This window comes from Sphingobacterium thalpophilum (assembly GCF_901482695.1).
Lineage (GTDB): Bacteria > Bacteroidota > Bacteroidia > Sphingobacteriales > Sphingobacteriaceae > Sphingobacterium > Sphingobacterium thalpophilum.
The window spans coordinates 2,836,991-2,852,606 of the sequence record NZ_LR590484.1 but is presented as its reverse complement, the minus strand read 5'-3'; the positions used below and the strand labels follow the sequence as shown (position 1 = coordinate 2,852,606).

Sequence of the window (15,616 nt, the reverse complement as noted above, 5' to 3'; positions counted from 1 at the left end):
TTATTTTTGTGCATTTTTCGCTTTAACTCTAACATTCATACCTGCTTTAAGCTCATCTGTATCGTCATCTGTAAAAGCTATTTTTATAGGAATGCGCTGAACTATTTTTACGAAATTCCCTGTTGAATTGTCAGCGGGCAACAATGAAAATTTAGACCCTGTAGAAGCCGATATAGCCTCGATTTTACCGTGGAATATTTTGTCAGTTATAGCATCAACCGCTATTTCTACCGGTTGACCAACATACATTCCATTTACCTGTGTTTCCTTAAAATTGGCAGTAATCCATTTATCGTTTGTATTAACTACGGAAACCAGTGGTTGCCCAGCTTGCACCTGTTGCCCCTCCAAGATGTTTTTTCTTCCGGTATAACCATTATAGGGAGACGTGATAACCGTGTAGCTTAAATTAAGTCTTGCTAAGTCCAACATAGCTTCTGCTCGTTTCCGTGCCGCAAAAAGTGAGTTATACTTTGCTTGTAATTCACGGACTTTAGCATTTCCGGTTTTTAGACCATTTACTGTGGCATTGTAGTTGTTTTTGGAAACATCGTATCGGGTCTGCATTTGTTCGTAATCGGCTAATGTTACCGCTTCATCTTTTAAAAGATTTTTAAATCTTTTTACATCTTGTTCCTGTTGCCATAATGTAGCTTTTGCAGCATTGATTTGATCCTGATTGATTAGTGTCGCGGTCTCTGCTGAATGGATGCTGGCTGCTAATATTTCCTGCTGTGCTTTGGTGTCTTCCAGCATGGCTTCTGCCTCTTTTACTTTTTGGAGATATTCTCTGTCGTCCAAGATAACAAGTGTGTCTCCTTGTTTAATCTTTTGATGTTCATCAAAAAGAACCTGTTTTATAAATCCACCTGCCCTCGCAGAAACAGGATTGATGAACGATTCAATCTGTGCATCGTTTGTTTCTTCATAATCGCTTGAATGTAGCAGGTATCGTACAAAATAGAAAATTGCAACCACGGCAAAAATTACGGCAATCCAAGCGGTAACTTTTCCTATAATGACAGCACTTTTGGAATTCTTATTTTTTGGTTTCATTTATTTGTTTTGTTTTATAGTTTTCCTGTTAAAAAAAGTAATCGATAGTAAAGGGAGAGGGCACCTATATTTGCTTGTATATAGTTAAATTTGGCTTCATAATAAAGATTGTCTGCCTCCAATAAGTCCGTTAACAAGCTAAGTTGATTTGAATATTTTGCATTTTGGATATTGTAGTTTGCTTCTGCCTGTTCTATTGATTTTTTAATGACGGACATCCTGTTTAAGGCTTCAGCATATTTTGTAATTAGGGCTTTAGCTTCTTGCTGTACGTTGTCCTCAATCCACTCTTTCTGTTGTTTTAATTCATTCTCACGTATATATGAAGCCTTTACTTTGTTTTTATTTTGGTATAAAGACGATATATCGTAAGTCGCCTTTATTCCCACAAGTCCAACAGCAAAGGTTTGTGGTTGTGGTGGGAAAACGAGTGTGTTTGGATAATTAAATCCATAACCACCAAACAAATTGATTGAGGGAAGATTGTAGGATTTTGTCAACTTGGTGCGGTTCTCTTGAAGTTCTATATTCTTCTTTACTTTAAGGATGGAGAATGTTTCCGAATAGTCGCCCAATAGTTGTTCAACCTCACCAATTGCAGGGAGATGCAAAGAAGCTGTATCTTCAAGAATAATCTTGGTTCGATAATCCTTATTTAAAAATGTTAAGAGTTTATGGGAACTAATCTGACAATCATTTCTGTTTGCGGTGAGATTCAACTGAATATTGGAAAGGGCAACATCTGCTCTCAATACATCACTCTTTGTTACCTTGCCATTTTTATAAAAAGCATTGATGTTCTTTAAGCGGGTCTGCGCTCGTCTTTCTTGGTCCTTTATAAGCTTTTCATGATAATAGTATTTCACCATATCTAAGTACTGTACCGCTACCTGTAGTCCAATATTGGCTTCCTGTTCATTCAGATTAATGGTTGCTAATTCATCCTTATGTTTAGCACCTGCAACAGCCGCTTTCTGTCTACCGCCGGAATACAGGTTAAAAGCGGCTTCCACACCCAAAGCACCCGCATTCGCATTCGGCGGTTTGGGAATACTGTGCGATTCTCCTAATACATCCTCAAATAGTGTTACATCGCTATATCGCTGATAGGATGCATTTGTAAGAATACGAGGTAATACCCCCAGTTTTGCATCCTGTAATTCGGCCTGTGTTGCTGACGTTTCGTTCCGAAATACTTCTATTAGTTTATTGGATTCTTTGGATTGCCGGATTGCCTCATTTATTGAAAGTTTAACGATTGTGCTATCCGAAGTCTGGGCTTTGAGTGCGTGCATGGCACCTAACGAACAAAACCAAAGAAGTATAAGTCTTGTCTTTCTTTTTTGACGTATCATTTTCATTTATATATTGTCTATCTATTATTAATCGGGATTTTCTTTTTTTCGTTCCTGTAACACATTTCCTTTCAATATTTCCGTGTCATATAAAAAGTAAGTGAATAGCGAGCCGTCAACTTCGGTGGTTCTTTGGGTTACCCATTCGGGCAGGATTATTTCATTGGCTTTTTGGTTTTGGAACTGATGTAGAAATTCTTTGGTAACAAGAATATAATTTTGACTTGGAATGTTGTTCCTAAGCAACTTATGCGCAACCACAATGGCCATCCCAAGCTTGCTAAACCCAAACTGTTTATATTCCGTAATAGTGCCGTAGTCAACCAATAGTTTCAAAGAAAGTTCGGGGATGAGAGAGGGGCGACCTTGGGTCAGTTCACGTAGTTTCCTTTTGAACGTAATGAGCATAATTTCGTATTGATTCATTAAATCTTTAAAAGTAGGTAGCGCACCATACCTATAAAATAGAATTGCATCACCCTCAATTTCAGAAACTTTTAAGTTTAAAATATTGGTGTTTAATATCGTAGAAAGTAGTTCAGAGATAATCTCCTTTCTTAGCTTAACATCAATCCCATGAACATATTTTGTAAAACCGCTTATATCGGGAATGAAAATCATCCCCAGATGCTCTTCGTTCTTCTTTAGGTCCTTTGTCATATCAATACTCTGTTTAAATCGCCGGATAGGCTTCTTTATTTTCTTACCATAAAAATGAAATCTTGTACAAAGATACCTGTCAGTTTATTCAAAAAGTCCTACTTTTCGCCTGATTTAGTGGACAAAACACATTTTTATTCAATTTGCTTATCTATGATACTTGCGATTCTTTCAAAGAATGGAGAACCCAGCCACCAAATCTCGTATTCAGATAGGTAGTTGTGAGATTATCACCAAAAAAGAATAGACTTTATACCTTATTTCAATATATTATAGCGTTGCAAGAGCTGATTTAGGTAAGGAAGATTAATTTAGGCGCTGATAAGTGATTGTTACAGACTATTCAAGTCCTCTTTTCACTGGATTCCAAAATGGTTTCGTTTTTATTTGTTTGTTATTCCAATGTAGTTCTTTGCGGAAAAATTGGGATAATGCCACACATATCCTACTATCCCCGCCAATGTAAACTATTTTTTCACCCTCCATTTTAGGAATTATTTTTTTAATGAGCGTAATGATTTCGTCATAAGGATTTGGAGTCATTTCATAAAAATCAAATGGCGTTGTTCCGTCAATATCTTCGAACCGCTCATTTATATCCTGACAATAGAAAATGCTTTCTATTCTTTTGTTTTTGGGAAGATTCCGCCTAACCATATATAAATGTGATAATGCAGATAAATCGCCGATCATTAAATAGCTATCTGCGGAGTCGTCAACAAGAAAATTACCCTTTTTCCATTTAAAGAAAACTCTTTCTCCAACATGGCATTCCTGTACCCATTTGGCGCCGATCCCGTTACTGTGTGTTGCGATGGCAAGGTCGATGTATCCATTGGATTTATCAATATCCCAAACGCTGTAACTTCTCACTTTGTCTTTTAAAGAAAGTTCGTTATTGTCGATGCCGAAGCCTAACCGTAAGAAATATCCTGCCACAAAATCGGCACTTTTTACACTGTCACTTTTTAGCCGTATCCGATATACGGTATCCGAAAGTTTTGTTTTTTTTTCGATTATTGCCTCTTGAAGTACAATTTTCAGTATGTTTCCAATTATTCCCATATTTACAGAATCTAATTATGCAAAGATGGTTTAATAAATACGATTATACTTTGACTTAGGTCAAAATCGCCTATTTGGATTTAAGACGACTTAATGTTTCTTCTCGAATATCAAGGTAGGAAGCTAACACTCTGTTTGAAAGACGCTGTATCAACATGGGGTTTCCTTTCAGGACATTATCGTACCGTTGTTTAGCGGTAAGGGTTACTAAATGTTCAATCCTCCTGCTTTGAAATGAATAAGCCGTTTCCAAAATCCGTTGATAGAATATTCTCCAATTAGCCAATTCACTGTTAAGACGATAAAAATCAGCGTGATTGATTACTAATAGCTCCGTGTCGTCAAGTGCTTCTATAAATTCAATGGACGGTTGTTGGGAAATAAAACTTGTTAATGCTGTTCCTAAATTCATGTCACTATCAAGCATAACATACCGCGTTTTTTCTTGTCCATTCATATCCATGAAAAATATCCTGATACACCCTGTGGAAACAAAATAAAATTCATTGCAGATAATACCCTCTTTCAACAAAATGGTGTTCTTTTTAACTGTTTTTTGTGTAAAATAATTCGCTATTTTGCCAAGTTCCTGTTCGTCAAAAGAAGCAAATGTTTTCAGTACATTTTTAAGTTGATTTATCATGCTATTTGTAATAAGTCCACGATTACATTATTGGTGGTTATGTCTTTACGGTATTATGTGATTTAAAATCTTTGCGAAATCGACCAGGGGATACATTGGTCAGTTTAGTGAAGATTCGATTAAAATATTTGGGATCATCATATCCTAATTCGGTTGAAATTTCTTTTATGCTAAGGTCTGTATAACACAATAACCTTTGGCTTTCCCTAAGCATTTCCTGTTGTATAAAATAAGTGGCCTTGAAGCCTGTCACTGATTTTATTGTATCATTAAGATATGTTGTAGAATAATGCATTAAGCCAGCATAATCACTCGGTTTCTTTAAATCACGATAGTGGTTTCTTACCAATCGTTTATATTTTTTTGTAAGTTCTATCTTCCGCTGAGAATATTGCTTTGACAATGATTCAGCTGTTGCCTGAAATGCCGCTGCTATTTTATAAATACAGGGCATAGCTAAAGAATATACCGCAGACTTATGAAAGCTTGCAAAAGTGTAATCATTATAGGTGTTGAATAATAGGGTGAAATATTGAAGATACCATTCAAGTTCGGATTGGGAAAGTGATAAAAGAGGTTCTTTAAATAAGGAGTCTTCAATCATGAGGCGTGCATGGTCATCTACAATTTTATTATCCAAAAACAGTATCCATCCCTTACTATTGGTGTCAAAATGTATGGCTCTACGGATTTGTCCCGGAACAAGAAATAGGAGTTTTTCTTTTTTTACCTCTATTTTTTTAAAATCAACAAGAAGTTCTGCCTTTCCTGTCGTTAGCATGATGCATATAAAATAGTCATTACGGTGCAGTTCGCTTATGCTCTCTAACAATACTGAAATATAGGAGCTATCGATTTTGTCAATCCGAACCCCTGATATATTATCTTTTAACTGCCAAATAGGTATAGCACGTTTCATCAACTTATTGAATAATGTATTCACAAATTTACCGTAATTTTCAGACAAAGTATTCTGTTTTCTCGTTATTTGGTGGATAAAACACATGTTTTATTATATTGTCCATACTATAATTGGCTTATTAATACCTTTTTCAAAGTTTTGGATAAATAGAAAATCCCCATAAAAGGGGATTTTCCACATCATGTCAGTTTTCAGAATTAAGGCACCAATACCGCTCTTCCTCTAATTTTCCCTTGCCTTAATTTATCGTACACCTCATTGGCTTCGTCCAACTGAAAACGCTCCACCTCAATATGGATTTTTTTCTGTCTTGCAAGCCCCACAACTTCCATGAGTTCTGTTCTCGAACCCCAATAGGGATTAGTCATTGATACACCAAAAGGTAATTCCATCATGGTGTAATCATATCTGCCTCCTCCTAAACCGACAAGTGTGAGGTCTCCATCTAAGCTTACTATCTTAGTTCCCAAAGCAATGGTAGAATTGATCCCTACAAAATCAAGCACTACTTTTGCTTTTTTTATTCCTGTAATTTTTTGGATTTGTTCGGTAGCATCAGGGTCGGTAGAGTTAACCGTATAAGTCGCTCCCAACTCTTTCGCAAAATTCAATTTTTCCGCTGTAATATCGCAGGCAATGATAGTTGTACTACTTATTGCTTTTAAAATCTGCAAGGCTGTATGCCCTAAACCGCCTACTCCGATAACCACCACAAATTCGTCAGGCATCAATTTATTCAATGAGCGCTTAATGGCAGAATAGGGCGTCAAAGCTGCATCCGTCAACGGAGCCGCAATAACGGGGTCTAAATCATGAATTGGTACTAATAAACGTGAAGACGGTACCAACATATATTCTGCCATACCACCATTTAATCCCAATCCGCCACCTAACGGGTTTTCGGATTGATGGTCACAATAATTTTCTTGGGAATGTTGACAGGGTTTACAATGTCCACATCCCCAAGGACCATATACCAATACCGCGTCACCTTTTTTATAGCCTTTAACGTCTGGACCAACTTCCTCAATCCAACCTGCATTCTCATGTCCTAAAGTAAAATCGGAAATAGGGAGTAAATTATCATCTATAATATGTAAGTCCGAATGACAAACACCAGCTCCGCCGATTTTTAATAATACTTCATCACCTTTAGGTTTAGGAATTTCCATATTTTCTACTACACGGACATCTTTATGTCCAAATAAACGTACTGCTTTCATAACCAATTAAATTTTAAGTAACTTTAATATATCAAATTTTGCAGTTTTGTTTGTAAAAATATCCTCCTTTTCTCGCTCTTTAGTGGACAAAACACAGATATATAATAATGACTTAATCATACCAAACACGTTGTTAAGTAGAAATTGGTGGCGATTCATTCCCTTTTGGTTCATCGGGTTTTGGGGTATTGTCGGGTTTATAGCTTTCTAATTTCTTTAACTCTGTTCTGACGATTTCCCGCACTTCTTCTTTTATCCGCTCATAATTGTACCGTACATCTTCGGGAGTGATGGGGTTTATTATAGGGATTTCTCTGTACTTGGATTCTTCTTCTGCTATGGCTTTAAAATCGTTCTGTATCTCGGCATGGAACATTTTGAGGTCAATCCTACAATCGGGATTGTCGGCTACGACACCGACAAACTCGCCCGATGAAAGGCGTGATATTTTGGATGCGGGTATGGCATACTCCAATTGGGTAGACTTGGTAAACGATGTTTCACTACTGTTTATATTTTGGCTTACCTTTTCCTGTAATATCTTTCCAAACTGTTCGCTGAGATGCTTCGCCGTGTCTCCTGTGACCTGCCCGCTGATGATATTACCGACAACACCAAAGATTGCGTCGGCTTCTTCTTTGGAGTAGTCCTTGACATTCTGACTTAAATCTTGCAACCCCAAGACGGTCGAGACCTTATACCCTCGGGCAATGGCGAGGTGGTTAGAAATGTTATTAATTAGGATGGACGAAAATTCGTCGAAGATTAGACTTGATTTCAACCTGTTCTTTTGATTGATGATTTTCAGCAACCTATTGACATATAAGGAGAGTACCGCCCCGTAGGTCTGCAACTTCTGCGGATTGTTTCCCATACATACGATTTTGGGGTCTTCGGGGTTGTTGATGTCGAGGGTAAAATCGTTGCCACTCAATACCCAATAGAGCTGTGGCGATGAAAGGCGGGCAAGCCCTATCTTGGCACTTGCAATCTGTCCCTCCAATTGCTCCATCGCCTTGTTGCGAAATGCCGAAATAAACGGATTAACGAGTACCTTGATTTCTTCCTCCATATCGAGGATAGGAAACAGCATATTGTAATCTACCTGCATAAGCTCGATAACATGGGGCAAGGTGCAATACTTGCCCTCTTGATATTTCCTCAAATACCAAATGAGGGCTGTAAGGAAGTTAATTGGCGATTCCACGAAAAAATCGCCCTGTTTCTTCAACCATTGTTTGTTAAGTCCTAACAGAATGGTACGGCTCGATTCGGTTGCATCCGTAATGTCATCCATCGTATTTGGGTCTAAGGGATTGCAACGGTGTGTCCTGCTTAAATCGTCAAAATTGATAACATAGAATTTAGGCGGTTTTTTAAGCTGATGACGGTACTGTAACAGCTTGTTATAAGCAATCTTGGAAAGGTCATCGAATTTCAAATCGTATAGGAATACGGTAAAACCTTTCTTGATGTGTTGGTCAATCAGATGGCGGAAAATAAATGCGCTCTTACCTGTTCCTGGCTTTCCGACCACTAAAAGCCCTTTCAGTGGGTTGATAAAATTAATCCATGAGTCACGTATTTCTTTTTTTAGCCTGTACTTCGCAGGGAGATTAATGGAATACTCGTTGTCAAGCAACCTTTCTTCCTGTGGGAACGTTTCGTTGTCATCGTTGAAAACTCCACCGTTCATCAAGTCCTTTAGAAGCCTTGACAGCCACGTACCGCCAATGAGCATAAGGAGATAACCTATGCTCGTAATCCCGATATAAAGGACGGTTTGGGTCTCTATGGTCATATCGATATAAAGCAAAAACGTACTGACGAAATAGAGGAAGAGACCGCTAAGTATGTAGATGGCGATGTGGCTCTTTTTGATTTTCTCGTCCTTTTTGCCCTTGATGCTCAACAGGAAGACCGCCAATAAAATCAATGCGCCAATCTTGGGTTTGAGGTAACTGCTGAAAAGCCCTGTCTTGGAAATATTCTCGACAATACGGTCGGTGATATTGGCTGTCCATCCCCACGACTGAAACGCAAGGTAACAGGCAATGTAAAAGTGTATGGCAAGTATCGCAATGCTTAATAGCCTTGTGAAGTCGGCAATTTTGCGTAAACCCTGTATATCTTCTCCTGTGTTCATAGCTTGTTAAATTTTGAGATGTAGGCTTTTTAAAGCCTATTTTGGTTCTTTTTCTTTCTTCTCCGCAAGGTCTGTGAGGGTGTGTAATCTTTGGTATCAAGCATTTCTTGCACATAACCCAGACTTGGTGCGGGATCTGCTGAACGGTTATCAAGTGACAGCCCATCGTATGGGGTCGTAAAAGACGGTGTGGCAAGGTGGTTTTTTGGAATGTCCGAATTGCCGAGCCGTTTGCTGATAGCCGAAGCACTATAACTTTTGCCCAATGCGCTACCGTTGAATACCGTATGGTTTACATTGTCCACGTAGGTCGCTCCATAGATAATGCCCTGTTGGTTCTCTCTGAACAAAAGGAATATCCCGCTTTTGGCGAGTTCCTGTTTTAGCGTGTCCTTTGTGACGGTCTCGTACCGTAGTAGAATATCGTCCAGCCTGTTCTTGATGTCCTTTTTGAATTGCTCCCTTTTGTCCTTGTTCCGTTCGTACTTCTTCTCGATGTTCGCCAACGTGGGTTTGTGGTAAAAAGAGCTTGCTTTGAGGGGTACACCTACCTTGTTGCCGTTCTCGTCCAACAGGGAGTATATCAAGCCATTTTTACGGTACATTTCGCTGTCTTCTGCACCTCGGTCTGCCACCACGTTAAACTGCCTTAGAACAGCGTTATATTCGGGGAGCGAGGTAAACCGATAGTTTTCCAATACGCTACTTACCACATTGCTGATGGCACGTTTTGTCGGGGTCTTTCCGTAGCTGACCTTTTCGACATCAATGGCTTTTATCGAGGGATATGCTTTCTTTTTCTTGCTCTTGGCCACGAGCAAGCCAAACTCCTTTTCGACGGTCTGGCGAGCTTCTTCCGAACGTTTCCTACCGATGTTGTGCAGATTGATAGGTGTGCCGTCCGCTTGGATGCTGACCGTGGCGATATGTATATGTTGGTGCGAGACGTCCTCGTGCCGATAGACCAAAAAAGGCTGATTTCCGAAACCGAGCAACTCCATGTATCGGTTGGCGATACGTTGCATTTTCCCGTCCTCCAATTTTTCGCTTACATCGAAATTCAGCGATATATGGAGTGCATTGGTCGCCACGCTCGGGCGAAGTTCGGTAAGATGCTGAAACCTCCGCAGTTTGCCGTTAAAATCGAGGCTGTCCAATTCGATGGCAAACCCGCTCGCCATGATAATCCGTGCGTCTCTCTCCGATACTTTTTGCTCGTTGTAGTGAAGTATACCCCTAATGCTCTTTCCAATCTTTATCCTTGCAACCATTTTTCAGCGAGTTTTGAGACGATTTGCAACAGGTCGTCGATTTTGGGGTCTATGGAGCGGTATATCTCCGCAGTCTTTCGATAGTGAAACGAGCGTTCGGCATCGCTCTGACTCAAGTGGAAACGGTGGGTCTGTTGGTTGATGTTGATACCGATTGCCTTGATTTCCTTTCGTATCATGGCGAGTTCCTCCATAGTGCCGTTCATGGACATATCCTTGATGATGTATTTGATATGCCTGTCTGCAAGGATATTTCGGACGACCTGCCCGATGGATTTGCAGTCACTTTCCCTTTGGATTTTTTCGAGTTTTTTAAAGGTTTCCTCTGTGACACGTATCACGATGGAATGTGTTAAAATGCCGTCTCTTTCCGGTGTTTTTTTTCTTGGCATAAATGGCTTTTCAGAACGCTTAGGACTTTGCGAGTTTCGAGCAAAGTCTCCCGCCTCAAGGCGGGCAAAGTGTTTTTCGTATGCGGGTTACCGCATACGAAAATACATCTTTGCTACCCACCCACGTGGGTCAAAAGCTCCCCATAAAAAGGTGCTCAACTCTTTTCCTAAACTTTGGTGAAACAATGATTTTAGCTGATGGTCGCTACTTTAGAAACCGTTGTAAACTCTCGTCCATATCTTCGGATAATGCGAGGGTACTCCGTATGTACTGCCGTACTTTCTTGCGCACGTTCTTAACCTCTTTGGCATCGTGCTTTGTTGCGTATGGCTCTTGTTGCCGTAGCCGTTTTTTTCCTTTCTTTTTCATGTCCGATTTTTTTGTCAAAGTTGATAGGAAGTCTATTCGGGGATTGACAACTGCTTGGGTAGTGGCTAAAGATTTTTTGCGGTTTCACGGACACTTAATCGGTAGCGTGAGGGATAGAAGTGGAAAGCCCACAGCGTAGCGAGGACTTGCAACGGATAGCCCGACCCGTCAACGTCGGGACACGCCCAAAAAGCACCAAAGGAACTGCCCCGAAAAATAATGTTTGGGGGCTTGTCAACAGGTTGTCAAAGACCTGCTTTTTTATGCTTCATTATTGCAGGATGAAGCATGACAAAACAAAAAGTAAAACGGTTGAAAAAACCTCTGCAAAAGAGTTAAAAAACTCATCACAAAGTACTGAAAATCAGGATAATTTTCTTAAATTTATGGCAGAGATAATTGTTGAAATAATCATTAAGGAGACGGTACATGAGAACAAAAACATGCATCAGAAAGACGACTGAATGCCGAGGGCATTTCCCGTCAATAATTACAGAGTTAACAATTAAAAAAATCACTAAAGAGACTGAATATGGAAGCAATAGGTTATGTCAGAAAAAGTACTAAAGACCAATCCCATTACTCGCTCGAATACCAAGAAAAAGCGATACGGGAATACTGTGCATACAATAAAGTAGAGCTTGGTTCGGTCTACGTGGACGATGGAGAGAGTAGCTATACTTTTGACCGTGCCGATTACAGGGCATTGGAAACGTTCATCAAAAAGCAAAGGGGCAAGGTAAAATACCTTATTGTCCTTGACCACGACAGGTTTAGCCGTAACCTGCCCGAAGCATTAATGAAGATTGAGCAACTGGAAAAGAAGCACGGCCTAAAGGTCGTTGCTACAAACGAGTCACTCGATATTGATACTTCTGACCCAAACGTATTCATGATGCGGGCGTTCAAATACCTTATTGCCAATCAAGAACTATTTACCATTCGACGCAGGGCAAGGCTTGGTATCCGACAGGCGCAGGAATCGGGGCGTTATGTTGGACTCGCACCATACGGCTATACCAATGTCCGAGAAGCTGGAACGAAAAGGGGGTTGCTTGTTGTCAATGAATCGGAAGCGTATATCGTAAGGAAAATATTTAGGGATTACCTATCGGGAGTGCCACACTATATGATACACAAGTCCGTTCTGGAAATGGGATTTACCCGTACGGGCAATGATACGATGGCAAGGATTTTAAATAACGCTCTTTATGCAGGATTTGTCAAGGTATCTGCTACGGAAAAAGAACCTGAACGGCTTGTAAAAGGCATACACGAAGCGATTATTACCGAGGAACAATACTGGCGGGCGCAGGAAATGTTATCCGATAAGCGCGTGGAAAAACCCCATTTAAGGAAAGAATTTCCTTTAAGGGGTGTGCTGAAATGCGCTTGCTGTGGCGGTCATATGACCGCAGGACTTAGTAAGGGAAAGAAACACTATTACCTGTATTACCGTTGTGTAAAAAACAGTTCGCTCAATATTTCGGGTGTTGTGTTGCACAAAAAATATGCAGAGTTGCTCGAACATTTATGTTTTACAGGAGAACAGGTGAAAGAATTAATCGGGTATGTAAAGGAAGAGTTGGAGAAAGCTGTAGTAATCCGTAAAAAGGAACTGGAAGCCAAAAGAGAACTCTTGGCAATAGCCGAAAAGAGACTTGAAGCGCTTGAAGACAAGATTTTGAACGACATCATAACAGGAGAGACATACAAGAGGGGATACAAAAAATTCTCGATTGAGATAGCACGGCTAAAATCTGATGTTGCCGACCTTTCGGTTGACATCCGTGTAAAGGCGCAGGAGCAAATCGAGTTAATCCCCAAACTAATGCGCATACCACGAATTTTTGAATATGCTACAATCAATCAACAGCACGCTATTTTACATAGGGTGTTCAAACAGGGTCTCACCTTTGAAAATGGTACGTTTAGAACACCCGAACTCAATCCTGTATTTCATCATAACTATCAGACACTCAATAAAAAAGGGTTGCTCGAAGTAGAGCAACCCATCGAGGATAATCCTCAAATCCTATCAAGTCGGGGTGGCAGGATTCGAACCTACGACCTCCACATCCCAAATGTGGCGCGATACCGGGCTACGCTACACCCCGAAAAAGATATCACCTTTGTTTTGTGTGGCACAAAAGTACACTAAAAATATGTTGTTTTCAAAAATATTTAAAACAATAGACTTAACAAACTGATATATTGAAAGATAATTTTCAAGATCAGGAATTACAGCAAAGCAAATCATTTCTGTACGCCGAACCGCTCTACCGTTCAAAACGGTTAAGCTATACGGTTTCCTGGCCTCCTTCGGTTCGAACCTCATGGACCATAAAAGGTCGTAGGTTCTCTCCTGACCCGAAACAAAAAAAGCCCTAACTTTCGTTAGAGCTTCTCGGTCGGGGTGGCAGGAAGATTCCATACTTCCACAAACATTTATCTATCAATTAGTTGCCCCCCTAAATACCCCACGAGAACAGCCACGCGCAAGAACGATGGGGTTTCGCAAGCCACAAATGAGCGTTGGAAAATGGATTACTTCTTGTGCAAACTTTTCTTAATCTTAGCAGTAGTTATACGGATGCTATTACCCTTTTTTATAATTTCACGCAAAATATCGAAGTATTATATCTGAAATTTTACCAGTCGTCTGTAGCAAGGCGAATATTATTTTCGTTCCTTTGTTAAGAATGTTGTAAACTTATTATAGTAATATTAAAATAATGACAAAAAAAATAACTATCCCGTTTCTTAGCGTGTTATTTTTAGCTGTTGCATCGTGTAACGACGAAGAGCCATTGTTCCCTAAACCTCAACCAGAACCGGAGCCGTATGTAGAACATACTTGTCCGAAAGCAGGTGATATTTACAAGATTTTTCCAGATACTTTCTTTGTTAATAAAGATGGTCTATATATCATGTTGGGGAATAAGCTCCAACGGTTACACTATGATATTGAAAGCAGTACTTCATTTGCGTTGATGACTTGTGAAGGGAAATTTCATGACAGCAACAACGCTGTAAATAGTCCGCTTTCATGGGAGATTAAAACAGGAGAACAGGAAGGACGTGACACGGTGTATGCTACACAAGGAACTATCAACATTAACCAGCTCCTTTTACCAAAGGACGTGGACAGGATTTTGGAGTTTGAAGATGGCGAAAAAATGGAGTATGGTGTTGCCCTTTTAAATTTCAACCGAGATACTATCCAAGCAAGTACAATTACCGTTATATACAAGCAGGATTTGCAACCATAATCTAAAAACAAAAGAATATACCGAAATATCTTCCTAAAATAGTAGTCTGTTAATATATTGATTAGGTTAGGTATGCCTTCCTTATGAAATACAAAACTGTAATCTTCAAAAAGAGCCCCAATTGGACTACCCTAATAAATTACACTAAATTTGACGGTTTTCGGGAAATTTGCGGTCTTTTCAGCTTCACCATGCCATGCGCTCCCGTAGGTTCTGCATGTCCTCGCTCAATTTGCGTCCGACCACTTTGACATAAATCTGCGTGTTGCGGATGCTCGTATGTCCGAGCATCTTGCTGACGGATTCGATGGGTATGCCGTTGCTCAATGTCACCGGGGTGGCGAACGTGTGCCGTGCGATATGAAATGTAAAGATCGTATTTAATCAGACTGCCGAGTGTCCGCCCTGGCTGTGCAGCCCCCGGTACCCGTTCACGGATGACCGCTCCGTCTACCGTACTTCCCGACAATACCAATTCTTGGTAGGCGCAATGATTTTTGCCTTGAAACGGGCAAGAAATCGGTTAAGTCCCGCCGTTTCCTCACAGCTTCCCTTTGCCAAACCCTTTTTAGCATCCCATCCCGAGACGGCTACCGAACGTTTGACGGATATTTCCGTACATTTGCCGTCCGCCGTTACCCTTGCATAGATAGGTGCTTTCCCCTCTGCTGTCGTTTTCTGTTTCTTGAGGTAAAAGATAACCCCGAATGTGCAATTCTGTGTTTTCATATCAACTTAATTAAATGGTTGCATATCCGTGTTTTGGCGCTATCTGCCTGGGTTTGAGATGTAACAGGTCACTAACAAATAGAAAACGTGTGTCAAACAACCACAAAAAGCTGATTTTTAGATATTTGAATCTATTTCGGCGACTCAAAATTACGTATAGAAAATGGGTAACTGAATAGGTCACATTTTCTTTGGTTTTACTTGAACAAATTGGGGTAAGAAAAAAAGAAAAAATCTCTGTCGGGGTGGCAGGATTGGCTCAGCCCCGCGTCGCCCAAACTACTGCCCTGAGCCTCCTTCGGTTCGAACCTCATGGACCATAAAAGGTCGTAGGTTCTCTCCTGACCCGAAACAAAAAAAGCCCTAACTTTCGTTAGAGCTTCTCGGTCGGGGTGGCAGGATTCGAACCTACGACCTCCACATCCCAAATGTGGCGCGATACCGGGCTACGCTACACCCCGAAAAGGTATCACCTTTGCTTTGTGTGGCACAAATATACGGCAATTACTGTT

General features: G+C 40.3%; 13 protein-coding genes, 2 tRNA genes and 2 pseudogenes. 2 read left to right on the top strand and 15 right to left on the bottom strand.

The genetic code is table 11. From position 1 onward, the window contains the following. From FGL37_RS11825 to FGL37_RS25370, 11 genes are all read right to left on the bottom strand, one after another. Entirely contained in the window at positions 1-1,056 is a 1,056-nt protein-coding gene (locus tag FGL37_RS11825; protein WP_037533671.1) for an HlyD family secretion protein, read from the bottom strand. A 14-nt stretch (positions 1,057-1,070) separates the two neighbouring features. Next, positions 1,071-2,411 carry a TolC family protein gene (locus FGL37_RS11820; RefSeq protein ID WP_211253638.1) on the bottom strand — a complete coding sequence of 447 codons (1,341 nt, stop codon included), beginning with the start codon at positions 2,409-2,411 and terminating at the stop codon, positions 1,071-1,073. 27 nt (positions 2,412-2,438) lie between these two features. Continuing rightward, a complete protein-coding gene (locus FGL37_RS11815; protein WP_051607020.1) occupies positions 2,439-3,071 on the bottom strand; it encodes a DUF2652 domain-containing protein in 633 nt (210 codons plus the stop codon). Positions 3,072-3,410: 339 nt separating this feature from the next. Next, a complete protein-coding gene (locus FGL37_RS11810; protein ID WP_028070538.1) occupies positions 3,411-4,136 on the bottom strand; it encodes an SIP domain-containing protein in 726 nt (241 codons plus the stop codon). A 70-nt stretch (positions 4,137-4,206) separates the two neighbouring features. Continuing rightward, positions 4,207-4,779 carry a Crp/Fnr family transcriptional regulator gene (locus FGL37_RS11805; protein ID WP_028070539.1) on the bottom strand — a complete coding sequence of 191 codons (573 nt, stop codon included), beginning with the start codon at positions 4,777-4,779 and terminating at the stop codon, positions 4,207-4,209. A 37-nt stretch (positions 4,780-4,816) separates the two neighbouring features. Then, positions 4,817-5,698, bottom strand: a complete 882-nt coding sequence (locus FGL37_RS11800) for a helix-turn-helix domain-containing protein (protein WP_160169507.1) — start codon at positions 5,696-5,698, stop codon at positions 4,817-4,819. A gap of 200 nt (positions 5,699-5,898) precedes the next feature. Further along, positions 5,899-6,924, bottom strand: a complete 1,026-nt coding sequence (locus tag FGL37_RS11795) for an NAD(P)-dependent alcohol dehydrogenase (RefSeq protein WP_028070541.1) — start codon at positions 6,922-6,924, stop codon at positions 5,899-5,901. Between the two features lie 133 nt (positions 6,925-7,057). Then, complete coding sequence (gene mobC / locus FGL37_RS11790) at positions 7,058-9,070, bottom strand: conjugal transfer protein MobC (protein ID WP_028070542.1); 2,013 nt, start codon at positions 9,068-9,070, stop codon at positions 7,058-7,060. Positions 9,071-9,099: 29 nt separating this feature from the next. Continuing rightward, on the bottom strand, positions 9,100-10,341 hold the full coding sequence (locus FGL37_RS11785; RefSeq protein WP_028070543.1) for a relaxase/mobilization nuclease domain-containing protein: 1,242 nt from the start codon (positions 10,339-10,341) through the stop codon (positions 9,100-9,102). Continuing rightward, on the bottom strand, positions 10,326-10,733 hold the full coding sequence (locus tag FGL37_RS11780) for a plasmid mobilization protein (RefSeq protein ID WP_028070544.1): 408 nt from the start codon (positions 10,731-10,733) through the stop codon (positions 10,326-10,328). The genes FGL37_RS11785 and FGL37_RS11780 overlap by 16 nt, the downstream gene beginning before the upstream one ends. Before the next feature lie 205 nt (positions 10,734-10,938). Beyond that, positions 10,939-11,103 carry a hypothetical protein gene (locus tag FGL37_RS25370; protein ID WP_160169508.1) on the bottom strand — a complete coding sequence of 55 codons (165 nt, stop codon included), beginning with the start codon at positions 11,101-11,103 and terminating at the stop codon, positions 10,939-10,941. Positions 11,104-11,635: 532 nt separating this feature from the next. On the opposite strand from FGL37_RS25370, the pseudogene FGL37_RS26105 reads away from it, so the two are divergent. Further along, a pseudogene (locus tag FGL37_RS26105) lies at positions 11,636-12,562 on the top strand (recombinase family protein); the annotation flags it as partial. Positions 12,563-13,146: 584 nt separating this feature from the next. Here the strand turns inward: FGL37_RS26105 and FGL37_RS11765 are convergent. Continuing rightward, positions 13,147-13,220: transfer RNA gene (locus FGL37_RS11765), tRNA-Pro, on the bottom strand. Positions 13,221-13,838: 618 nt separating this feature from the next. On the opposite strand from FGL37_RS11765, the gene FGL37_RS11760 reads away from it, so the two are divergent. Then, on the top strand, positions 13,839-14,375 hold the full coding sequence (locus FGL37_RS11760; protein ID WP_028070547.1) for a hypothetical protein: 537 nt from the start codon (positions 13,839-13,841) through the stop codon (positions 14,373-14,375). A 186-nt stretch (positions 14,376-14,561) separates the two neighbouring features. On the opposite strand, the pseudogene FGL37_RS11755 reads toward FGL37_RS11760, so the two are convergent. The 3 genes and pseudogenes from FGL37_RS11755 to FGL37_RS11745 all read right to left on the bottom strand — a co-directional run. Continuing rightward, a pseudogene (locus FGL37_RS11755) lies at positions 14,562-14,747 on the bottom strand (tyrosine-type recombinase/integrase); the annotation flags it as partial. A 78-nt stretch (positions 14,748-14,825) separates the two neighbouring features. Continuing rightward, complete coding sequence (locus FGL37_RS11750; protein WP_028070548.1) at positions 14,826-15,104, bottom strand: Arm DNA-binding domain-containing protein; 279 nt, start codon at positions 15,102-15,104, stop codon at positions 14,826-14,828. 387 nt (positions 15,105-15,491) lie between these two features. Then, a tRNA-Pro gene (locus FGL37_RS11745) sits at positions 15,492-15,565 on the bottom strand. Positions 15,566-15,616 lie beyond the last annotated feature (51 nt).